22 protein-coding genes are annotated in these 20,832 nt (G+C 71.7%); 14 read left to right on the forward strand and 8 right to left on the reverse strand.

Features of this window, described 5'->3' with window-relative positions; genetic code table 11:
* Positions 1-31: 31 nt before the first annotated feature.
* Both FHX73_RS44855 and FHX73_RS22745 read left to right on the forward strand, forming a co-directional pair.
* On the forward strand, positions 32-856 hold the full coding sequence (locus FHX73_RS44855; RefSeq protein ID WP_170305001.1) for a CHAP domain-containing protein: 825 nt from the start codon (positions 32-34) through the stop codon (positions 854-856).
* A 221-nt stretch (positions 857-1,077) separates the two neighbouring features.
* Positions 1,078-2,052 (forward strand): LuxR C-terminal-related transcriptional regulator, encoded by a 975-nt coding sequence (locus FHX73_RS22745; RefSeq protein WP_145906765.1) that lies wholly within the window; start codon positions 1,078-1,080, stop codon positions 2,050-2,052.
* A gap of 39 nt (positions 2,053-2,091) precedes the next feature.
* Here FHX73_RS22745 and FHX73_RS22750 read toward each other — a convergent pair whose 3' ends face one another.
* Positions 2,092-3,375 carry an MFS transporter gene (locus tag FHX73_RS22750; RefSeq protein ID WP_145906766.1) on the reverse strand — a complete coding sequence of 428 codons (1,284 nt, stop codon included), beginning with the start codon at positions 3,373-3,375 and terminating at the stop codon, positions 2,092-2,094.
* 516 nt (positions 3,376-3,891) lie between these two features.
* Between FHX73_RS22750 and FHX73_RS22760 the strand changes: the two genes are divergently transcribed.
* Positions 3,892-5,586 (forward strand): glycoside hydrolase family 27 protein, encoded by a 1,695-nt coding sequence (locus FHX73_RS22760; RefSeq protein WP_145906767.1) that lies wholly within the window; start codon positions 3,892-3,894, stop codon positions 5,584-5,586.
* Positions 5,587-5,673: 87 nt separating this feature from the next.
* Here the strand turns inward: FHX73_RS22760 and FHX73_RS22765 are convergent, their stop codons facing one another.
* Entirely contained in the window at positions 5,674-6,780 is a 1,107-nt protein-coding gene (locus FHX73_RS22765; RefSeq protein ID WP_145906768.1) for a glycoside hydrolase family 19 protein, read from the reverse strand.
* Positions 6,781-6,994: 214 nt separating this feature from the next.
* Here FHX73_RS22765 and FHX73_RS22770 point away from each other — a divergent pair, with 214 nt between their 5' ends.
* Positions 6,995-7,561 (forward strand): DUF4291 domain-containing protein, encoded by a 567-nt coding sequence (locus tag FHX73_RS22770; protein ID WP_145906769.1) that lies wholly within the window; start codon positions 6,995-6,997, stop codon positions 7,559-7,561.
* 16 nt (positions 7,562-7,577) lie between these two features.
* Here FHX73_RS22770 and FHX73_RS22775 read toward each other — a convergent pair whose 3' ends face one another.
* Both FHX73_RS22775 and FHX73_RS22780 read right to left on the reverse strand, forming a co-directional pair.
* Positions 7,578-7,886 carry a DUF7677 family protein gene (locus tag FHX73_RS22775; protein WP_170305002.1) on the reverse strand — a complete coding sequence of 103 codons (309 nt, stop codon included), beginning with the start codon at positions 7,884-7,886 and terminating at the stop codon, positions 7,578-7,580.
* 9 nt (positions 7,887-7,895) lie between these two features.
* On the reverse strand, positions 7,896-8,357 hold the full coding sequence (locus FHX73_RS22780) for an ATP-binding protein (RefSeq protein WP_145906770.1): 462 nt from the start codon (positions 8,355-8,357) through the stop codon (positions 7,896-7,898).
* Between the two features lie 194 nt (positions 8,358-8,551).
* Between FHX73_RS22780 and FHX73_RS22785 the strand changes: the two genes are divergently transcribed.
* The 3 genes from FHX73_RS22785 to FHX73_RS22795 all read left to right on the forward strand — a co-directional run bounded on the left by FHX73_RS22785 (position 8,552) and on the right by FHX73_RS22795 (position 9,851).
* Positions 8,552-9,397: a helix-turn-helix domain-containing protein gene (locus FHX73_RS22785; protein WP_145906771.1), complete on the forward strand. Its 846-nt coding sequence runs from the start codon at positions 8,552-8,554 to the stop codon at positions 9,395-9,397.
* Positions 9,398-9,404: 7 nt separating this feature from the next.
* A complete protein-coding gene (locus tag FHX73_RS22790) occupies positions 9,405-9,596 on the forward strand; it encodes a hypothetical protein (RefSeq protein ID WP_145906772.1) in 192 nt (63 codons plus the stop codon).
* A 63-nt stretch (positions 9,597-9,659) separates the two neighbouring features.
* Complete coding sequence (locus tag FHX73_RS22795) at positions 9,660-9,851, forward strand: hypothetical protein (protein WP_145906773.1); 192 nt, start codon at positions 9,660-9,662, stop codon at positions 9,849-9,851.
* A gap of 70 nt (positions 9,852-9,921) precedes the next feature.
* Here FHX73_RS22795 and FHX73_RS44860 read toward each other — a convergent pair whose 3' ends face one another.
* Positions 9,922-10,059 carry a hypothetical protein gene (locus FHX73_RS44860; protein WP_170304789.1) on the reverse strand — a complete coding sequence of 46 codons (138 nt, stop codon included), beginning with the start codon at positions 10,057-10,059 and terminating at the stop codon, positions 9,922-9,924.
* Between the two features lie 100 nt (positions 10,060-10,159).
* On the opposite strand from FHX73_RS44860, the gene FHX73_RS22800 reads away from it, so the two are divergent.
* Positions 10,160-11,251 (forward strand): DUF5937 family protein, encoded by a 1,092-nt coding sequence (locus tag FHX73_RS22800; protein WP_145906774.1) that lies wholly within the window; start codon positions 10,160-10,162, stop codon positions 11,249-11,251.
* 314 nt (positions 11,252-11,565) lie between these two features.
* Positions 11,566-12,309 carry an RICIN domain-containing protein gene (locus tag FHX73_RS22805; RefSeq protein ID WP_145906775.1) on the forward strand — a complete coding sequence of 248 codons (744 nt, stop codon included), beginning with the start codon at positions 11,566-11,568 and terminating at the stop codon, positions 12,307-12,309.
* A gap of 58 nt (positions 12,310-12,367) precedes the next feature.
* On the opposite strand, the gene FHX73_RS45670 is transcribed toward FHX73_RS22805, so the two are convergent.
* On the reverse strand, positions 12,368-14,137 hold the full coding sequence (locus FHX73_RS45670) for an eCIS core domain-containing protein (protein ID WP_211786239.1): 1,770 nt from the start codon (positions 14,135-14,137) through the stop codon (positions 12,368-12,370).
* Between the two features lie 197 nt (positions 14,138-14,334).
* Here FHX73_RS45670 and FHX73_RS22815 point away from each other — a divergent pair, with 197 nt between their 5' ends.
* Complete coding sequence (locus tag FHX73_RS22815; RefSeq protein ID WP_145906776.1) at positions 14,335-14,871, forward strand: GNAT family N-acetyltransferase; 537 nt, start codon at positions 14,335-14,337, stop codon at positions 14,869-14,871.
* Positions 14,872-14,947: 76 nt separating this feature from the next.
* Here FHX73_RS22815 and FHX73_RS22820 read toward each other — a convergent pair whose 3' ends face one another.
* Positions 14,948-15,190 carry a hypothetical protein gene (locus tag FHX73_RS22820; RefSeq protein ID WP_145906777.1) on the reverse strand — a complete coding sequence of 81 codons (243 nt, stop codon included), beginning with the start codon at positions 15,188-15,190 and terminating at the stop codon, positions 14,948-14,950.
* Positions 15,187-15,960, reverse strand: coding sequence for a MerR family transcriptional regulator (locus FHX73_RS22825; RefSeq protein ID WP_145906778.1), 774 nt, complete (start codon positions 15,958-15,960; stop codon positions 15,187-15,189). Before FHX73_RS22825 ends, FHX73_RS22820 begins: the two co-directional genes overlap by 4 nt.
* Before the next feature lie 123 nt (positions 15,961-16,083).
* On the opposite strand from FHX73_RS22825, the gene FHX73_RS22830 reads away from it, so the two are divergent.
* From FHX73_RS22830 to FHX73_RS22845, 4 genes are all read left to right on the forward strand, one after another.
* Positions 16,084-17,598, forward strand: coding sequence for an FAD-dependent monooxygenase (locus tag FHX73_RS22830; protein WP_145906779.1), 1,515 nt, complete (start codon positions 16,084-16,086; stop codon positions 17,596-17,598).
* A gap of 241 nt (positions 17,599-17,839) precedes the next feature.
* Complete coding sequence (locus FHX73_RS22835) at positions 17,840-18,193, forward strand: beta/gamma crystallin domain-containing protein (protein ID WP_145906780.1); 354 nt, start codon at positions 17,840-17,842, stop codon at positions 18,191-18,193.
* Between the two features lie 121 nt (positions 18,194-18,314).
* Complete coding sequence (locus tag FHX73_RS22840) at positions 18,315-19,133, forward strand: methyltransferase domain-containing protein (RefSeq protein WP_145906781.1); 819 nt, start codon at positions 18,315-18,317, stop codon at positions 19,131-19,133.
* Positions 19,134-19,792: 659 nt separating this feature from the next.
* Positions 19,793-20,803: an ROK family protein gene (locus FHX73_RS22845; protein ID WP_145906782.1), complete on the forward strand. Its 1,011-nt coding sequence runs from the start codon at positions 19,793-19,795 to the stop codon at positions 20,801-20,803.
* Positions 20,804-20,832: the final 29 nt, after the last annotated feature.

Genomic DNA, 20,832 nt, shown 5'->3' on the forward strand with positions numbered 1-20,832 from the left:
CGGCACGTCACAACCAGGGAGAAGAACAGCCTTGAAGACCATACGCACCACGCTGACCGTCGCCGGCGCCGCACTGGCCATGGCCGTCCCGCTCATCGGCGCCACCTCCGCGCCCGCCTTCGCCGCCTCCCGCGACGGGGTCTGCGACTCCGGGGAGTTCTGCTACTACTACAACAGCAACGAGGCCGGCTCGGTCTCCGACTTCACCGGCTCGGTCAGCGACCTCGGCGCCACCCAGCCGACCTGCTACGACTTCAAGGGCGCCGGCGCCGGCCAGGGCCTGTGCGTCAAGAACAACGCCGCCTCGGTGTGGAACCGCACCGGGCACACCGTCCGCGTCTACTTCAACAGCGGCTACTCGGGCGCCAGCCAGGACTTCGCCCCCGGCGCCAAGGGCAACCTCGACGCCACCCTGAAGAACAACGACGCCTCGCACCAGTTCCTCGGCGGCGGCGGTGGTGGTGGCAACCAGTCCCCGGTCAACGACTTCGACCACGGCACCCGCGGCTTCGCCGCCGACAACTGCACCGCCTTCGCGGCGTACCGCATCGCCAGCCGTCTCGGCGTCCCGAACTTCAGCAACTCCTGGGGCGGCACCACCTGGGGCAACGCCGGCAACTGGGCCAACGCCGCCCGCGCCACCGGCGTCACCGTCAACACCACCCCCACCGTCGGTGCCATCGCCGTGAACGACGTGCACAAGGTCGGCCACGTCGCCTACGTCAACGCGGTCTACTCCGACGGCTCGTTCGACGTCGAGGAGTACAACTGGAACAACCCCCTCGCCTACGGCACCCGCAGCCACGTGCACGTGAGCGATGCGCAGGCCGACTTCCAGTGGATGCTCCACTTCTGAGCGACCCTCAGCGCGTCGAAGCCCCGTCGGACGCAGGCGACCTGGAAAGGCCGCCTGCCCGACGGGGCTTCGCCCTGCCGCCGGACCACCAACTCCCACCCCGTGCGCCTCATCCGCACCCGCAAACCCGCTAAATGAGAGGGTCTCCCACTTCGTGCAAAGGCATTGCGTAGCCGTTCGCCGTGCACCGATGATGATCTTCAACATCGAAAGGGGGATCGGTGCTGCAAGCACTCGGACTGAGCGCACTGACGGAGAACGTCTACAGGACCCTGTTAGCGGAGCCGGATTGGGGGGTCGAGCGGATCGCCGCCAGTCTGCAGCTGTCGGAAGCGCAGACGCGTGAAGCACTCGACGAACTGCTGGAACTGACGCTGCTGCGGCCCGCGGCCGGCTCCCAGTCACTGCGTGCCGTCAGTCCGGAGGTCGGACTGACCAGGCTGCTCGCCCACAACCAGAACCAGTTGCTCTTCCGTCAGAAGCAGTTGGAGAACACCCGCACCGCGATCGCGGCCCTCTCGGCCGAGTACATCGACCGACGGCCCGATGACGAGATGGTCCTGCGCCTGGACTCGCTCGAAGCCGTCCGTGACCGCCTTGAGGAACTCGCGGCGACCGCGACCGAGGAATGCCTGTCCCTGATGCGCGGGGGAGCCGTTCGCCCCGATTCCATCCAAGCCGGCAAACACCCCAACCAGGTGGCGCTGGAGCGCGGAGTGGTCGTCCGCAGCATCTTCCAGGACAGTTTCCGCAACGACCCCGACACCCTGCGCTACGCCCGGTGGTTGACCGATCTGGGCGGACTGACGCGTACCGTGCCGTTGCTGCCGATCCGACTGGTGGTCGTCGACCGCAGCATCGCCCTGGTCCCGACCGACCCGAGCGACGGCCGCCGCGGCGCACTGGAACTGCGCGGGGAGGCCCTCATCCAGCCCCTGTGCGCACTGTTCGACGAACTGTGGCGCAGCGGAACCGACCTCGGCCAGCCCACCACCCGTGACGATCAAGACCTCACCGGGTCCGAGCGCGCTCTGCTGCAACTGCTGGGCCACGGCCACACGGACCAGTCCGCCAGCCGCAAGCTGGGCCTGTCCTTGCGGACGGTGCGTCGGATGATGCAGGACCTGATGACTCGTCTGGGCGCCGAAAGCCGCTTCCAGGCAGGGGTCGAAGCCGTGCGGAAGGACTGGCTGTGAGGGGTGGTCGCCAGACGGCGAAGGGAGCGGGCGGGGCGGTCAGTCGAGGCGGGCGGTGCGCAGGGGCGGCGCGGCGCAGATGACCGCTGCCGCCGCGAGGGCCGCCACCGCGAACGCGCACATCGCGGTGGCGAGGCCGAGCGCCTGGATCAGCAGGCCGACGAGCAGGTTCGACAGCGGGGCGGCGGCGAAGACCACCAGCGACATCACGGACATCACCCGCCCGCGCATCCCCGGGTCGGTCCAGCGCTGGAGCATCGAGATCAGCACGACGCTGAACTGGCCGGTCACCACGCCCAGGACGGCGTACAGGCCCAGGCCCACCGGCAGCGAGCCGGCGAAGCCGAGGCCGCTCAGGCAGGCCGTGGCGGCGAGGGTGCCGAGGATCAGCGAGAGGCCCGCGCGCCGCTTGGGCGGCCAGGCCATGTTGATCAGGGAACTGGCCACCGCGCCGACCGTGTAGGCGGTGAGCAGCAGGCCGGCGCCGCCGGCGGCACCGCCGAGCCGGGAGGAGAGCAGCACCAGGCCGATGTTGACGGGCGGTGCGCAGCTCAGCTCGGTCAGCCCGATGACCAGGATGACCAGCCGGATCCTCGGCTCGCGGGCCAGGTAGCGCAGGCCTTCGAGCAGCTGGGCGAGCAACTGCCGTCGTAGCGGGGTCGGTTCGGCGGTGATCTTCGGCGCCGCCGGTTCGCGGAGGTACCGCACCCGCCAGGAGGCCGCCGCCGATACCAGGTAGCTGACCGCGTTGGCCAGCGCCACCAGCGGCACCCCGCCGACCGCGATCAGCCAGGCGCCGAGCGGCCCGCCGGCCGCCTGGCCGCCGCGCAGGCCGAGGACGTACAGGGCGTTGCCCCGGACCAGGTGCTCGTCGTCCAGCAGCAGCGGGCGGACCACCCCGGAGGCCGGGACGAAGAACGCGCTGAGGAAGGCCAGCAGCGCGGCGGCGACCAGCAGGCTCGGCACCGTCGGGCTGGTCAGCACGGTGACCAGGGCGGCGACCAGCATCACCGCGCAGCGCAGCACGTCGGTCAGCACCATCACCCGGCGCGGCCCGCTCCGGTCGGCGAGCACGCCCCCGCCGAGCAGCCCGACCAGCCTGGGCAGGCTGGCCAGGGCCAGCACGGCGCCGGAGGTGGCCGGGCCGACCTCCCGGACCAGGGTCCAGGTGAGCGCCACGTACCAGGCGGCGTCGCCGAGTTGGGACAGGCCCATGGCCCCGGTGAAGCTCAGGTAGCGCGCGCCGAGCGGACCGTGGCTGCGCGCGACGGCGACCTGCTCGGGGGCGCTGGTGGCCGGCGGTAATGGTGTGGTGGGCGTCATCGGATGTGCTCCTTGGGTGGGTTAGGTTTAGCCGGTTCTCGGGCTGGTCGGACGGGTTGGGTGGGTTGGGCGCGGGCGGCGCTCGGGTGGTGGTCACCGAATCGGCGGCGGGCGCCCGGCGGGAGCTCCTGACCTCGCAGCCCGGCGGCGCGGGCAAGGAGGAGGTGCTCAAGGAGTCCCTGGGGAGGAGACGAAGCCGGCCATCGCGCGGATGCTCGCGCAGGGGCTGGAGGATCGGGCGATCGCGCGCGGATGGGATCTCGCTGCGCCGCCCGCCGAGCCGGGGCTTCCCGCGGAGAGTACCGCCGAGCGGGAACGGTCCGCAGGCGGAAGTGCGGATGTTCGCTGAGAGCTGACACGGCGTCTGCTGCGCTGGTCAGCGGGCCTGTCAGGGCGAGTTGGGGGTGACACTGAACTGACGAAGAATCATCACATGTCCCTCATATATGACGTGAGTCTCTGACATACTCCCGCGCGGGCCGCCTGGTCCGTAAGCGATGTGTTGATGAGGACGAGATGCTGCTGACTTCCACACGAAGGCACCGGAGCCTGCCCGCGCTGGTGGTGATGGCGCTGCTGGTCGCCTTCGCACCAGGGGCGCTGCTGCTCGGCACGGCGGCGCCCGCGAGCGCCCTGTCGACGCCCGCCCTGGCGCTGACCCCGCCGATGGGCTGGAACGACTGGAACGCCGTGCTGGCCGCGACGAACGGGCAGACCGGCTGCTCCGTCAGCGAGGGCATGATCGAGCAGACGGCCGACTTCCTGGTCTCGTCCGGGCTCAAGGACGCCGGGTACCAGTACGTCGACATAGACGACTGCTGGATGCTGAAGACCCGTGCGGCCGGGACGAACCAGCTCCAGTACGACCCGCAGAAGTTCCCCGACGGGATCAAGGCGACCGCCGACTACGTGCACGCCAAGGGCCTCAAGCTGGGCATCTACGAGAGCGCCGGCACCGAGACCTGCCAGGGCTATCCGGGCAGTTGGGGACCGGGCGGCTCCGGCTACGAGACGCAGGACGCCGCGCTCTTCGCCTCCTGGGGCGTCGACCTGCTCAAGTACGACAACTGCTACAACGGCAACGTCAGCGCCGACCCGACCGACAGCCGCAACGACTGGATCGGCCGGTACACCAGGATGCGGGACGCGCTGGCCGCCACCGGCCGCCCGATCCTCTACAGCATCTGCGAGTGGGGCCAGGACAACGTCTGGACCTGGGGCGCCGGGGTCGGCCATACCTGGCGCACCACGGGCGACATCCAGCCCACCTACCCGTCGATGCTGTCGATCTTCAAGCAGAACGTCCAACTCGCCCCGTACGCCGGGCCCGGCGGCTGGAACGACCCGGACATGCTGGAGGTCGGCAACGGCATGAGCTTCACCGAGGACCGCTCGGAGTTCTCGCTCTGGTCCGAGATGGCCGCCCCGCTGATCGCCGGCACCGACCTGACCAAGGCCTCGCCGGCCACCCTCTCGCTCTACGGCGACCGCGGCGTCATCGCCGTCGACCAGGACTCGTTGGGCAAGCAGGGCGTCGAGCAGTTCTCCGGCAACGGCGCGCACGTGCTGGCCAAGCCGCTCGCCGGCGGGGACGTGGCGGTCGCGCTGTTCAACGAGAACGACGCCGCCACCACGATCTCCACCACCGCCTCGGCCGTCGGCCTGCCCGCCGCCGCCTCGTACCAGCTGAACAACCTCTGGTCGAACGTGCTCACCAGCACCACCGGCGCGATCTCGGCGACCGTGCCTGGCCACGGCACGGTGATGTACCGGGTCTCGGTCGGCAACGGCAGCAGCACCGGCACCTCGCACGCGCTGGTCGGCGCCTCCTCCAACCGCTGCCTGGACGCCTACAACAACCAGACCGCGCCCGGCACCAAGATCGAGATCTTCGACTGCAAGAACGACGGCTCCGGCAACCAGACCGTGACCCCCACCGCCGCCGGTGAACTGCGGCTCTACGGCGGCACCATGTGCCTGGACGCCGTGAACAACCAGACGGCGCCCGGCACCCTGGTCCAGCTCTGGTCGTGCAACGGCGGGGCGAACCAGCAGTTCACGTTGAACCCCGACGGCACCGTCACCGGCGTGCAGTCCGGCCTCTGCCTCGATGTGACCCACGGCGACACGGTGGCGGGCAACCAGGACGGCACCCAGCTGCAGCTGTTCACCTGCGACGGCGGCGCCAACCAGCAGTGGCGGCTGTCCTGACCGCTTGAGCGGCTGAGCGGCTGAGCGCGTGAGCGGGTGGGGTGGGGACCGGTCGGTCCCCGCCCCACCCGGAGGCCGGGTGGCCGGTCAGCAGGTGAGGTTGGCGCCGGCCGGGACGCCGAGGATCGCGGTGAAGGCCTGGTAGTCGTTGACGCGGTCCTGCATCTCGGCGGTGTTGCCGCCGTTGCACTCGATGCTGCCGTTGATCGAGCGGATGGTCTGGCCGAAGCCCGCGCCGTTGACCATGGCGTCGTGGCCGGTCATGGTGCCCGGGCCGGTCTGGGTGTTCCAGTACCAGAGGCCGGTCTTCCAGGAGGTCGCGGCGTCGGTCTCGACCAGGCCGGGGTTGTCGAGCAGGTCGATGCCCAGCGCGTCGCCGGCGGCCTTGTAGTTGAAGTTCCAGCTCAGCTGGATCGGCCCGCGCCCGTAGTAGGAGTAGGTGCCGGCCGGGCAGCCGTAGGGCTCGTTGGCGCAGTAGTTGCCGGACTTGTCGATCTCGTCGATGTAGACGAGCCCGCCGGTCTCGTGGTCCACGTTGGCCAGGAAGGCGGCCGCCTCCTGCTTCTGCACGGTGTCGCTGCCGGTGGTCGCGAAGCCCGGGTAGGCGCTCAGCGCGGCGACCAGGCCGCTGTAGGTGTAGAAGCTGTTCCGGCTCGGGAACATCTGGTCGAACTGGGCCTCGCTGACCACGAATCCGCCGCCTCCGGTGCCTCCGCCGCCCGTGCCGCCGCCGCCCGTGCCGCCGCCGGTGCAGCTGTAGGGCGACCAGTACCAGGTGCTGATGGTCGGGTCGTAGCCCGGGTTGTCGTGGGTGGTGATGTAGTACTGGCCGTTCGCGCTGTACAGCACGATCGCGCCGGTGGCGTAGGACTGGCCGGCCACCCAGGCGGGGTACGAGCAGGACGTGCCGCCGCCGGTGCCGCCGCCCGTGCCGCCACCGCCGCTTGAGTCGCAGGCGCCCTGGTCGGCCCAGACGCCGGCGCTGCCGCCGGGGGTGTCGCCCTGGGTCCACCACTTGGCCTGCCAGTTGTGGCCGTTGTACGAGCTGGTGTTGCCGTTGACGTAGACCGCCGAGGAACTCCACGCCGTGGCGCAGGCGGTGGTGGCGGAGGAGGCTGCGGCCGGTACCAGCACGGCCAGCCCGGTCGCGAGGAGCAGGGCCGAAAGCAGGGCCCCGATGCGCGATTTGGTCATGGTGTCGCTCCTTCGTGCGGATGTGGGGGCGCACGTGTTCGAGGACGGGGGAGGGCTCACCCGGGGCGGAGATGCTTGGCCGACCGGGGAAACCACCCGCACTAAACCGGAGTCGGTCTAGACCTGTCAATGGATGCGGCGGTGTCGATCGGGCCGCTCGGGCGGATCGAAAACGGTTCGCGGGGCCGGTGCAGCAGGTGGCAGGGTCGGCGCCATGACGGCGAATCAGAGCCAGAGTCGCAGTGGGGACCAGTACCGGATCCGGGCCGACTACGACGCGCGGACGATCGTGGTCTACCAGGCGTACTCGCCGGCGATCGCGGACGCGGCGCTGCGGGCCGGGCGGTTCGTCGCGCCGTTCTCGTTCCAGCGGATGACCTGGGTGAAGCCGTCGTTCCGGTGGCTGATGCACCGCAGCAACTGGGGCCGGAAGGCGGGGCAGGAGCGCATCCTCGGCGTTCGGATGACGCGGGAGGGCTGGGAAGAGGCGCTCTCCCGGGCCGTGTTGACGACAGCCGACCCGGCGGCCGTGGCGAAGGCCGCCGTGCACCTGCAGTGGGACCCGGAGCGCTCGGTGCGCGGGGCCGCGCTGAACCACTACAGCATCCAGGTGGGCATCGGGCGGCAGTTGATCCGCACCTTCGCCGAGGAGTGGGTGGTGGGGCTGACGGACCTGACCCCGCAGGTGCGCAAGGCCGCCGAGTTGGTGCAGGGCGGGCGCGCGGCGCAGGCCCAGCGGCTGTTCCCACCCGAGCGGGAGTACCCGTGGCCGGCGGGGTAGCGGTGCCGTCGGGTCGTCAGTGGAGCTCGCACTCCCACGGCTCGATGTCCGGCTCGCCGGGCGGCAGTTCACCGGTGCAGTAGCGGTAGAGCCAGGTCGCGGCCCGCCGCTCCGCGTACTTCTCGTTGACCGGCTCGCCCCGCTCGTCCAGTTCGAGGACATTGGCGAAGATCGCGAAGCAGATCTCCGCCTGTGAGGGCGATTCGCGCAGCTCCGCCCAGTAGTCGATCCCGTCGAGCATCGGATGGCCCACCGAGCCACGCGCGAGCCACCCGGCGAACCGCCGGAAGGCGCCCGAGGTGCCGGGGGTGAGGTGTGAAGGCATGCCGCGAATCTAGCGGTCGGTTGTTGCCGAGTTCCGTGAGACGCGGATCCCGGCGATCACGGACTTGCCCCGGACCGCGCGCTTGCTGACGCCCCACGCGTCACTGAGCGCGTCGACCAGGAACAGGCCACGTCCGTCGATGGCGTCGGGGGAGGGGACGGTGGAGGGAGGGGTGGGGTTGCCGGCGCCGGGGTCGGAGACGGCGAGCCAGTGGTGGCCGTCGGCGGTCCAGAAGAAGAGCTCGATCATGTCGTCGTCGGGGTGCCGGGTGCCGTGCTGGATCGCGTTGGTGACGAGCTCGGAAGTCAGGAGCCTGAGCTCGAAGGAGAGTTGACGCGAACAGGTGGCGGGCAGCGCGGCCGCGATCGCCCCGCGCGCTTGGGCGACGGAGGGGAGCTGGGCGGGGAAGCGCCAGTGGGCGGGGATGGCGGGGATGGGGGAGGGAGAGGGGGAGGAAGGGGTTCCGGGCATGGCTGACCTCCGGTCAGAACGCGGGGTAATGGGCATGCAGGCGTGACCGGCGTCGCCATGTGTGACGCTGGCACTACTTGAAGCTAGCGCGTAGGGATGCCGAGCGCCACCACTTCCGGCGGTAAATACCCCTCAAGTGTGGCGCTAGGCTCTGATCGCGGCAGACTGTGCTGGCCACCTTCCGAGAGGACCGCATGCCCACTCGACGCACCCCGACAGAGCGTCAGAAGCGCCTCGGCGCCGAACTGCGCAAGCTCCGCCTCTCCGCCGGAGTGACCACGGACTACGCCGCCGGCCTGCTGGGGATGGACCGGATTCGGATCGCCAACATGGAGTCCGGTATCAGAGCCATCTCGCCCGAGCGAGTCCGCACCTTGGCCAGCAACTACGACAGCGTCGACGACGCCTACATCGAGGCGCTGGTCGCGATGGCGGAGGGCCGCGAGCGCGGCTGGTGGGAGCAGTTTCGCGGGACGCTGCCGCCGGGAATGCTCGACATCGCCGAACTTGAGTGGAACGCGGCCGGATTGCAGACCACGCAAATACTGCACGTGCCTGGTTTGCTGCACACCGAGGACTATGCTCGGGCCATCTTCGACGCAGTGCTTCCGCCGCTTCCGCGTCTGGAGGTCGAGCTTCGAGTGAGCCACCGACTATCTCGGCAACGTGTGCTCGACCGAGGGTTTCCGTACGTCGGCTATGTCCACGAGGCAGCGCTGCGGATGCAGTTCGGTGGGCGGGCGGTCATGCGCGCCCAGTTGGATCGCCTGGCCGCCGAGTCGGAACGAGAGAACGTCAGTATCCGAGTGCTGACGGTCGAGACAGGTAGCTTCCCGGGGGCCGGGCACGCGCTCCTCTTCGCCGAGGGGCAGGTGCCGCAGCTCGACACGGCTCAACTCGACTCCGCCCATGGGCCGGAGTTCTTCGGCGCCGAGGCCCAACTCGCCAAGTACCGTGCACATCTCGGGTGGATGGCCAAGATGGCGTTGTCGCCAGAGGACTCGCGTGACTTCGTTCGTACCGTTGCTCGTCAGCTCTAGGAGAACCATGTCTCACATCACCTGGGAAGCCCCGTTCTGCGGCGAGGGCAACAACTGCTTCCGTCTCGGCACCGACGCCGACGGCAAGGCCTACATCGCGGTCGCGGGCCAGGAGGAGCTCGCCATCACCGACTCCCACGACGCCCTGCGCACCCTCATCCTCGACATCAAGGCCGGCAAGGCGGACCATCTGCTGTAGTCGTCCCTCCGCCGGGGCGGCGAGCCACTCGCTGCCCCGGCCGACCCTTGTGGAGGCACCTCCATGTCCGACATCACGTGGGAAGACCCGTTCTGCGCTGAGGGCAACTCCTGCTTCCGCCTCGGCACCGACCCCACCGGCAACGCCTACATCGCCGTAGCCGGCGCCGAGGAGCGCGCGATCACTGACTCCCGCGACGCCCTCCGGGCCCTCATCCTCGCCATCAAGTCCGGCGAGGCCGACCACCTGCTCTGACCGTCCGTCGAACTCGGTGCGGCGAGGCGGATGTCCGCGTACAGGGCGCCGTAGTAGGCGGTGAGCAGGTTCAGGCCCGCTGCCGCAGGCGCCGCAGCACCTCCCGGAAGCCCAGACGGATGCCCCGGGTGCCGGGCGCGGGCGGGGCCGGCTCGCCCCGCTGGGCGGCCCGGTAGCTGTCGAACAGGTGTTGCTGCAGTGCGTTCATGCGGCCACTGTGCGCCCGGGGCGTCCCGCGCGGCCCGTCGATTGACTGACCTGGTCAAACGGCATGACAGCACCCCAGCCCGACCCGGCATCATTGGGGGGTGAGCGTGACCATCGACATCACCGGACTGCCGCCCGAGCGGATCGCCTTCTGCCCCTCGCCGCTGGCCGAACTCGGCAACGCGCTGCACACGTTGGCCGAGCCCGCTCACCATCCCCGGCTGCACGCGTGGGCCACGGCGACCTCCGCCGCGCTCGAACCGGAGCTGGCGGACCGGCTGAACGAGGCCGAGTTCATGTGGCGCTCGACACGTTCGGACTTCCTGATCCCGGCCCAGCCCCGGGAGACGCTGGCCGAGGAGCTGGACGACCTCGACCGGATGGACGACGAGAAGTTCGTCGGCTCGGCGCTGGAGATCTCGTGCAGCACCAGCCACTACCCCAAGGGCGTGCCCTCGCCGCTGGTCGACGAGTGGTCGCGGTGCCGCGCGCTCGACCTGGCGGCGGCGCGCGGCCCGCGCCAGGCGGCGTTCGCCGAGCGGATGCTCGCCGAGCCCACCGCCACCCGCGCGTGGATCCGCCGTCTGCTGGAGGACTGCGACCGGGCGTTCTTCGCCGACACCTGGCGCCGGGTCCGGGTGCAGCTCGCGTCCGACGCCCGGCACAAGACCGAACTGCTGCGCCGCAAGGGCCTCGCCGAGGCGCTCGCCGCCGCCTCGCCGGGCCTGCGGCTGGAGCAGGACGAGCGCGGCCGGCGGATCGTCGTCGACAAGCTGGTGCAGGGCCGGGCGGACGCCCGTGGGAGCGCCGTCACGCTGGTGCCGAGCGTCTTCGGCTGGCCGCACTTCTTCGCCCTCTACGCGCCGGGCTGGCAGCCGGTGATCCAGTACCCGGTCGCCGGCCACGAGGTCGGCGGCGCCGAGTCCGTGGAGACGGTGATGCTGCGCCTGGAGGCGCTGACCCACCCGATGCGCCGCAACCTGTCCCGCCACCTCGCGCGCGGCGCGTTCTCGACCAGCGAGCTGGCCGACGCCTACGGCATCACCGCCCCCGAGGTCTCCCGCCACCTCGCCGTGCTGAAGAAGGCCGGGCTGCTCGTCACCCAGCGCCGGGGCCGCTACGTGCTGCACCAACTGGACATCTCGGTGGTGTCCCGGATCGGCAGCGACTTCCTGGAGTCGGTCCTGCGGTAGCGGCGCCCGGTGCGAGGGACATCGACGTCCACGTCAACTGATCGTTGTTCCTGCTGAGTTGATGGCCGGAAAGTGACCTGACCGCCCCGGGGTTCGCGCCTACGCTGGGCCCGGTCGAACACACTGACTCGGGGGAACTGTGTCTGTTCGTACATTCCCGCGCTGCTGCGCCGTGCCGCTCATCGGCGCGAGCCCGGCCGGCGCCGGCGACGCGCGGTTGAGCCGCCCCTTCCTCGCTGACGGTTGACGGTTCCTGAACGGCTGTTCCCCATGTCCGGCCAGGTCGAGCACGCCTGGCCCTTGAAGGGAAGACGATGAACCTCGTCAAGAACCTCGCCGTCGCTGCGGGCCTCGTCCTCGCCGCCTCCGGCACCCTGGTGGGAGCATCCTCACCCGGCTACGCGAGCACACCGGCGGCCTCGCCCGCCAGCCACACGGAGGGGGCCGGGCCGCTGCGGCCGGCGACGCCGCCCGACTCCTTCTGCACAGGTGGCGGGGGCGGGTACGGCTGGTTCGGGATCGCGCCCGGCAGCACCTCCGACGGCGGGGTGGCCAACGACCTGTGGCTCGACGCCGCCAACTCCGCCCAGGCCACCCCGGTGCGGCTGTGGCCCGGCAACGGCAGCAACGCCCAGCAGTGGTGCATGATGCCCTCCTACGCCACCAGCGGACCAGGGGTGGGGGCGTACTTCGTCTTCGCCCAGTACGCATCGGAGCCCGACTGCCTGGACGTCATCAACGGCCAAGGCAACGGGTTCGCGTCCGGTACCCGGGTGCAGGCCTATCCCTGCTACGGGAACTCCGGCGGCGGGGGCAATGCCGCCAACCAGCTGTGGGACGTCTGCGAGCGCGACCACACGGGCACCTTCAGCCTGAAGCCCGCGTTCGCGAACTCGCCGGAGTGGCTGGACGTGTGGGGAGGTCCGGGCCCGCGGGCGTTCGTGCAGGGGAACCCGCTGCAGATCTGGCCGGGCAACGGTGCCGACAACCAGAGGTTCACGGCCTTCACTTCGCCGGGCAGCGCCAGTAGCCCGGTGCCGTCCACGCCCGGGTGCTGACGCGGCGGCCGCGCCGGGATGGTCCGGCGCGGCCTCGGGGCGGCGGTGGGGTGGGGGCTCAGTCGGACATGTAGTCGCTGTCGTCGGAGTAGGAGTCGGAGCTGTTGCCCAGGTCCATCTGGGAGAACGGGACCTGGGTGCTCAGGGACTGGGGCGGCGTCGCCGAGTGCATGCTGGAGTCGGACTCGCTGCCGCTCTCCGACTCGCTGGAGCTGCTGTCGGAGGCGGAGTCGTCGATGTCCGCATCCTTGAGGGTGTAGTTCGCCCCCGACTTGCTGACCCAGCCGCAGGAGATGTACGTGGCGATGAGCTTCTCCCGGGCGGCCTTGGCGACGTCGCTCATCCCGGCCGCGGCCATCGTCGAGGCCAGGCTGGAGGGTCCGGGCGCCTGGCCCAGGCGCTGCTGCTCGACGTACTCGGCGTGGGAGGTGGCGACCGCGCGTTCGTGCGTCTGCGCGAGCGAGGCGATGGTGTGCATCGTGTTCTCGTCGACGGTCACGGTGCCGCCCTGCGGGCGGACGTGGTCCTTGGCGGCGTTGTAGGAGATCGCCAAGTCGTCCGGGCCCTGGCCGGACCGGAAGAAGTCGTTCAGGTTCGGGTCGTTGTGCCACTGCGTGGACCGTGTGGTGCCGCCCGCGGCGACGTCGACGTCGATCCTCGTCGGGATCATCACCGCGCGGTAGTTGCCGTGCTGCGACGGGTAGTGCGGGGTGAACCTGACCTGCCCGGCGCCCAGCGTGACGAGTTGCTTCTCGATGTCCCGCCACTCACCCGACTGCTGGTTGAGCGACCACTGCGGAACGATGTTCTCGGTGACGTCGCTGCCGCCCACCTCCAGCCCCATGATGTGTCCGCGGTCGTAGCCGGCCCCGCCGAACAGGTCCCGCCAGACGTCGGCGTTGCTCGGCGTGGACCCGCGCGGCGCACGCGTGCCGGCCCCTTGGTGGTGGTTCTTCAGGGCGGTCTTGTACGCGCTCTGCAGGGAGGTGACGGACAGCGGCTCGGGTGCCGCGCCCCGGCCGCTGGTACCCGTCGGCTGGATGGGGCCGGTCACTTGGCGAGGACGCTCGATGGGGAGGTCCGTGATCGGCAGGCTGCCCTGCTTCGACGGCTGGTAACGGCTCACCACCGCCTGCTCCTTGACGGTGCTGCTGGCCCGCTGGACCGCCGGTGCCGCCTCCTGAGCGGCGCCCGTCGCCGGGGCGGTCTGGACCGGGTGCTCCGGCGCCGGGCCGCTCATCACCCGGGTCGCGTTGGCCTCGGCCTCCCGTTCGAACCGGTCCGAGGGGTCGGAGACGCTGAGGCCGTTCCCGTTGTCGGTGCCCGCGACCGGCCCGGTGCGCTGCTGGATGACGTGGGTGAGCTCGTGGGCGAGGGTGTGCTTGTCGCCGCCGCCGGCACCGATGACCACGTGGCTGCCGCTGGTGTAGGCGCGGGCGCCGACCTCGGCCGCGGACGCCTTGGCGGCGCTGTCGTCGTGGACGCGGACGTTGGAGAAGTCCGCGCCGAGCCGGGCCTCCATGTCGGTGCGGGTCCCGTGGTCCAGCGGGCGGCCGCTGGTGCGCAGCACGTCGTGGACCGCGGAGCGCTGGACCGCCGCAGTGGCGGGGTGGCCGCACCCGGCATCGTGCTGGTGCTGCTCCCGGGCCGCCAGCAGGCCGGCCCGACGGGCCAGCTGCACGGCGGCGGCGTTCCCGACGGACGCCTGGAGGGCGAGCAGGCCCTGAGGGGACGTCAGGCCCGGCACCGACGTGCGGGCGGCGGCACGGGAGGGCGTCGGCCCGGCCGTCCGCGGCTCGGCTGTTTGGCCGTGGTCGTGTGCGGGCACGGGTGTCTCCTGTGGTTCGGGTGCGTGTTGCCGGATCTTGCATATCCCGCCCGGGCCGGCGGGAACAGGGCCGTGCGGACAGAGTCGGCAGGACTGCCGGGCAGCCGGGGCCGACCAACGGGCAACGCGTGCCCGGGAACGCGTGCGGGCCGCCGCGAGCGGGTCGTGCACGACGCGCGTGCGGTAGCTTGCCCGTCATGACCGAACTCGCCACCGACGCCTGGCCGCCCGCCCCGATCCGGACCGGGCGGCTGGTGCTGCGCCAGACCGAGGCACGCGACCGGCCGGCGTTCGTCGAGCTGTTCTCCTCGCCGGAGGTGGGCGCGCACATCGGCGGCGCCCGGCCGCGCGAGGAGCTGGAGCGGGCGATGCCCGAGGTGCCCGGGCGGCGGTTCGGGGCGTTCGCGGTCGAGCTGGACGGCGCGATGATCGGGGTGATCACGCTCGACCCGCGCGACCCGGAGCGGCTCGGCCACATCCGGCCGGAGGGCGGCGAGACCGAGCTCGGCTACCTGTTCCTGCCGCGGGCGTGGGGGCAGGGCTTCGCCTCGGAGGCGTGCGCGGCGGTGCTCGACTGGTTCGCCGGCGTGCGGCCGGGGGAGCCCGTGGTGCTCTCCACCCAGGCCGTGCACGCGAGTTCGATCCGGGTGGCGACGAAGCTCGGCTTCACCGAGGTGGAGCGGTTCGAGGACTACGGCGCCGAGCAGTGGTTCGCCGTGTGGACCCCCGCGTGACCGCCGACGCCACCGGCGGCGAGCCGCTCACCCGGATCCCCGCCCCGGACCGTCTGCTGCCGTGACGGCGGGTGCGTCACCCCCGGCCCAGCCGGGCGTGGACGACCAGGCTCCACAGCGCCGCGGCCACCAGGACGGCCGGGGCGGTGGCCCAGGGGACCAGCCCGGCCACCGCGAGCGCGACCAGCACCGGCAGGCCGACGACGAGGACGGGCAGCGCGGCGGCCACCGCGACCCGGCGGCGGGCTTCGGGGCTCATGGCGGGGCTCGACTCGGGGCTCAGCCCGGGGCTCGCGTCGGGGCCCACTTCGGCGCTCACGAGGACGTCCCCAGAGTCCGGGCGCGCTCCAGGTAGGCGGTTACGTCCGGCCAGCCCTCCGCCGGGACGGCCGGATCATCGCAGAGCACGGCCGGCTCCTCGCGCCAGGCGGTCTGCACGGCCTCCGACAGGCTCCGGTCGCCGCCGTTGAAGGTGGCGCTGAGCTCGTCCAACCTGGCGACGATCCGCTGCACCTGCGGCGCGCCGGGGTCGGTGCCGGCCACCCGCAGGGCCTCGGCGCGGCGGTAGAGCTCCGGCCACTCCACCTCCAGCAGGTAGTGTGCGGCCGGCCCGAGCGCGGCCACCCGCTCCTGCAGGGCGCGCAGTTGGTCGCCGGTGGCGTGCCGGCGGAGCACGGCCTCCGCGGCCGGGTCGGTGCCGTGCATGGCTTGCAGCACCCCGATCAGGGTGGCGGCCTGCGGGGCGCGGGCGGCGGTGAGTTCGGCGTGCACGTGGGCCAGCCGCTGCCGCAGGGTGTTGAGCCCGGCGAGGGCGGTCTCGATGCCGGCCAGGTGCTCGCCCACCAGGCGGACCGGGTCGACCCCGGCGTCCAGGCAGGTCGCGACGGTCTCCAGGCCGAGGCCGAGCCGGCGCAGTGCGAGCACCTGGTAGAGGCGGACCAGGTCCTGCTCGGTGTACTCGCGGTGGCCGGCGGGGGTGCGGCGGGACGGGCTGAGCAGCCCGATCTGGTCCCAGTGGTGGAGCGTGCGCACGGTCAGGCCGCTCGCCTCGGCGAGGGCGCCGACCTTCCAGGTCTGTTCTGTGGTCATGCGCCCACGATGCCTCCTGACGTCGCGTGAGGTGCAAGCCCGGACGGTCACGACCCGTCCAATAGTCCATGTCGTATAGTCGTTTTCGACTATACGACTCACGGGCCACAGACAGGGGACCCCATGACCGAGGTGCTGATCGTCGGAGCCGGCCCGGCCGGACTCTTACTCGCCGCCGAACTCCGGCTCGCCGGCATCGAGACCGTCCTGCTCGAACGCCACTCGCAGCGGCCGGAGTTCTGCCGGGGCTTCAACCTCAACGCCCGCGCCCTGGACCTGCTGGCCCGGCGCGGACTCGCCGATCGGTTCGTCAGCGAGGGCTGGCAGGTGCCGCACGCCGCGTCCTCCGGCCTGCCGGTGACGCTCACCCTGGCGGGCACGCACACCGACCACCCCTACTCGCTGGGCATCCCGCAGACCCGGGTCGAGGAGCTCCTGGAGGAACAGGCCGGCGCGCTGGGCGCCGACCTCCGGCGCGGGCACGAACTGCGCGCCCTGGAAGCGGACTTCGACGCCGTCACCGCCACCGTCGCCACCGCCGGCGGCGAGGAGTACCGCATCCGGGCGGCCTACCTGGTCGGTTGCGACGGCGGCCGCAGCACCGTCCGCAAACAGGCCGGCATCGACTTCCCCGGCACCGCGGCGACGGGCCACTGGCTGCTCGGCGACGTCGAGCTCGCCGACCCGGCGGCGCTGCCGTTCGGCGCGACCACCGGCCCGAGCGGGACGGTCGTCGTCATACCCCGCACCGGGTACGTCAGGATCCTCACCGCCGACCGGCGGCCACCGGCCGACCAGGACGGCCCGGTCACCCCGGAGCTGTTCCGGGCCGCCCTCGCCGACGCGCTCGGCCACCCCCTCGAACTGCGCGCGGTGCGCTGGCTGAGCCGGTACGGCGACGCCGCCCGGCAGGCGGCCGAGTACGTCCGGGGCAGGGTCGTGCTCGCCGGGGACGCCGCGCACATCCACCCGCCGGCCGGGGCGATCGGCGTCAACCTCGCCCTGGACGACGCGTTCAACCTCGGCTGGAAGCTCGCCGCCACGGTGCGCGGCACTGCACCGGCCCACCTGCTCGACAGCTACCACGCCGAGCGCCACCCCGCCGGCGCGCACGTGCTGGCCAACACCCGGGCCCAGGTGCTGCTCGGCGCTGCCGCCGCCGACGGGCGGCTCGGGCCGCTCGTCGACCTGCTCACCCGCGTCGCCCGCCACCCGGCGGGCAACCGGGCCCTGACCGAGACGCTCACCGGCCTCGACACCCGCTACGAGATGCCGAACGAGATCGGGGCCGCTGCCGACCACCCGTGGCTCGGTCGGCTGGCACCCGACCTGTCGCTGAACACCGGTCAAGGAGCCGAGAGCGTGGCCGAGTTGCTGGCTACCGGGCGAGGCCTGCTGCTCGACCTGGCCGACCGCACCGCCGTTCGTGAGGCGGCGGCCGGATGGGCGGACCGGGTGGACACCGTCACGGCGACCTGCCCCGGGCAGCCGGAGCTCGGTGCCCTGCTGCTGCGCCCGGACGGGCATGCCGCCTGGCTGGCGGGCGCGGCGGACCACCGGGCGTCCGGGCTGCGGCGGGCGCTGGCCCACTGGTTCGGAGCGCCCGCGCCCGAGGAGCGGCCGTCCACGAACGGGTGATGCTCGGGCGGCACGGTTCGCAGTCGGAGTGTTGCGGCCGGACGAGGGACACAGATCGCTACTTTTGGTGCACGGGTCCTCCGGTGGCGGCTTCGAAAGGCGCGGCCGTGAGGGGTCGTTCGGTGTGCGGTCGGCCACTCGGGGGTCCGACGAGCTGCACGCCCTTCTTACCGTCGCCACGTGTTGACGGGCCGTCATCCATCGGCGGTCCGTCATACCTGTCCGCCCATCGGAGGATCCTGTGATCTCGAAGAGCCTGAAGGCCGGTTGTTCGATGGCGGTGGCGCTCGCCGCCGCTGCCGCGCTCACGGTCAGTGCGCCGAGCAGTGCTTACGCCATCGACCACGTCGCCTGTGACGGTAATCGGAACGATCTCCTGAAGATCCATTCGCACCTCGACGGCCGGGACAGCGTGGACTGCTACGCCAACGCCGGGACGACCGACTTCGGCGGCTGGTGGGTGGACGAGATCTCCACGGGCAACAACGACCTGGTCTACTCCGACGCCAACGGCGACTCGGTCCGGGTCAACCGCTGGACCGACATCACCTACCCGAACCGCCCGCCGAAGGTCACCCGCATCCAGATCCTCTGAGCCGGCTCCTCTGGGGCCGGATCCTCTGAGGTCAGATCCTCTGGGGTCAGGGACGCCGACCGGATGATCGGAGGCTGAGACGGGGCGCCGCTCGGCGCCCCGTCTCTGGCAGTCTCCGGTCATGGACGAACGTTTCGCGGAGTTCGAACGGAGCGGTTGGGCCCGCCGCAGCCGCACCTACGACGAGGGCTTCGGCGCGATGACCGCCGCCCTGCACCCGGCGCTGCTCGACGCGGCCGGGGTCGGCCCGGGCGTCCGCATGCTGGAAGTCGGCTGCGGCAGCGGGCGGTTGTCCGCCCTGGCGCTCTCCCGGGGCGCGGAGGTGGTGGCCACCGACGCCGTCGCGCAGATGGTGGACGTCGCCGCCGAGGCGCTGCCCGCCGCCAAGGTGCTCCGCGCCGAACTGCCCGGCCTGCCCTTCGGTGACGCCGGGTTCGACGCGGCCGTCGGCGCGTTCGTGATCAACCACGTGCCCGACCCGCCGGCCGCCGCCCGCGACCTCGCGCGGGTGGTCCGCCCGGGTGGCCGGGTGCTGCTGTCCTGCTGGGCCGCCCTGGCGGACAACCGTGCCCAGGGCCTCTTCTTCGACGCGGTTGCCGAGGCCGGCGCGGCGCCCCCGGCCCACCTCCCCGGCAGCTCGCCGTTCGCCCGGCACGCCGACCCCGAGGCCTTCACCGCCCTGCTGACCGACGCCGGCCTCACCGACGTCCGGGTCACCCGGGCCGACTGGCCGCACCACGTCGACCCGGCCCGCTGGTGGCAGGACGTCCTCGCGGGCACCGTCCTCACCTCCGCCGTGCTCGAAGGCCAGGACGCCGCCACCCTGACCCGGATCCGCGCCGCCTACGACCGCCTGGTCACCCGCTACGCCACCCCCGAGGGCCTGGTCGCCCTCCCGGTCGCCGCCCTGGTCGCGACCGGAGTCCGCCCGCTCGACTGAACGGCTCCGTTCCCGAGGCGCACGAGCCGGCCGGGAGACAAGGGATCTGATCGGCGTTCGGGCCGGCGGGCGCACCGGTGCCCGTCGGCCCGTTCGTCACTAGTCCCACACGATCAGTTCACCGGTGATCAGGGTGCTGTTCGATCTTCCTTCATCTTCATCGAGTAGGTGTGATGTGCATCTCACGGGATGCACACGTCGAGGTCGGCCCCTGTCCTGCCTGGTCGCGGCCCCGGTCGGCCGCGGGGTGTCGTGGGCCGCTCGTCGCTCGTGAGCAGTGCCGCCAATCAGCCCGGCGCAGCCCGGAAGTGACCGTCAGTCAGGCGGGCGCGGCGCACCGAGTCGGCTGTTCCCGCGCATTCGGTGTACTTGCGGCGACGTCGGAGCAATGCTGCCGAATCGCCCATAAGCCGTCAATAGCGCCGACTGCCGCCGTTCTCAGGCGAAACCCCGCCCCGGGGGTCCGCGGTTTTCGCACGGATCGCCTGCAGGCGGTCTGCTACCGTTCCGGTGCGATCAAGATCGGACGCCAATTCCGGTGCGGGGGGATGCTCGTGCCAACGGCGACGATGGACTCACAGGGGTAGGGTTTGCTGGTGGGGCGGGAAAACATTCCAACGGAGTTCTGCCGGCCTGCCGGAGCAAATCCGGAAAATGCGGTGGACAATTCTGCGGGAGGTTCCGTCGCGCTGGTTTTCGACCTGGGCGGGACCTGGTTCCGCAGCGGAATCCTCGATGGTGACCGGCTGACCGACGTACGGCAGCGCCCGGCGCCGCGCAGGGGAGTCGACGGGAGTGACGTCCCGCAACTCCAGCGGGCGCTGGTCCGGTATCTCGTGGAGACCGCCGAGGCTTACCGCACCCGTCACGTGTTCGACCGGGTCGGAGTCTCCCTCGGGGCCGCGATGAACGGCTCCAGCGGTCTGGTGCTGGCCAGCGCCCCTCTGTGGGGGCCGGGCCGCTGGCCGCTGCCGCTGGCGGAGCTGCTGACCGCCGGCGCCCCGCGGTTCTCCTGGGCGGTCCTCAACGACGTCTCGGCGCAGGCGGTCTCGCTGCTGGGCGAGGACTGGCCGACCGGGTCCCGGCTGGCCGCGCTCACGGTCAGCACCGGCATCGCCTACCGGACGATCGACCCCGTGACCGGCCACATCCCGCTGGACGCCGTCCACGGCCTGCAGGGCGAGATCGGCCACCTGCCGGCCCGGTTCGAGTGGCGTGGTGCGGCCCTCGACCTCGCGTGCGACTGCGGAGTCGCCAACCACACCAGTGCCTTCGCGTCCGGGCGGGGGATCGAGCGGATCCTGCGGGAGCCGCTCGCCGCCGAACTCGACCGCTACCGCACGGTGCCGGAGCTCGCGGCCGGCTGTGCGGCGGGCGACGGCCCCGCCCTGGAGCTGCTGGACGCCTGCACCGCGCCGCTGGCCCGGCTGCTGCTCGCCCAGGCGACCCTCGATCCGACGGTCGCCCGAACGGTCCTCATGGGCGGGGTGGTGCACGCCTTCGGCCGGCTTTACCGGGAAAGCCTGCTGCGAAATCTCGACAAGGACCCGCTGTACCTGGTGTCCGCGGCCGATCCCGGATATTTCGGGGAGCGGATCCTGATCAGTTCCCGTCCCGGTGTGGAGGCGCTCGTCGGAGCGGGCCTCCACGCCCTGCGGATCGGCGATTGAAACGCGGCGGAAGTGATTCCGCCGCCCAA

Source organism: Kitasatospora viridis (assembly GCF_007829815.1).
In the GTDB taxonomy this organism is placed as follows: Bacteria; Actinomycetota; Actinomycetes; order Streptomycetales; family Streptomycetaceae; genus Kitasatospora; species Kitasatospora viridis.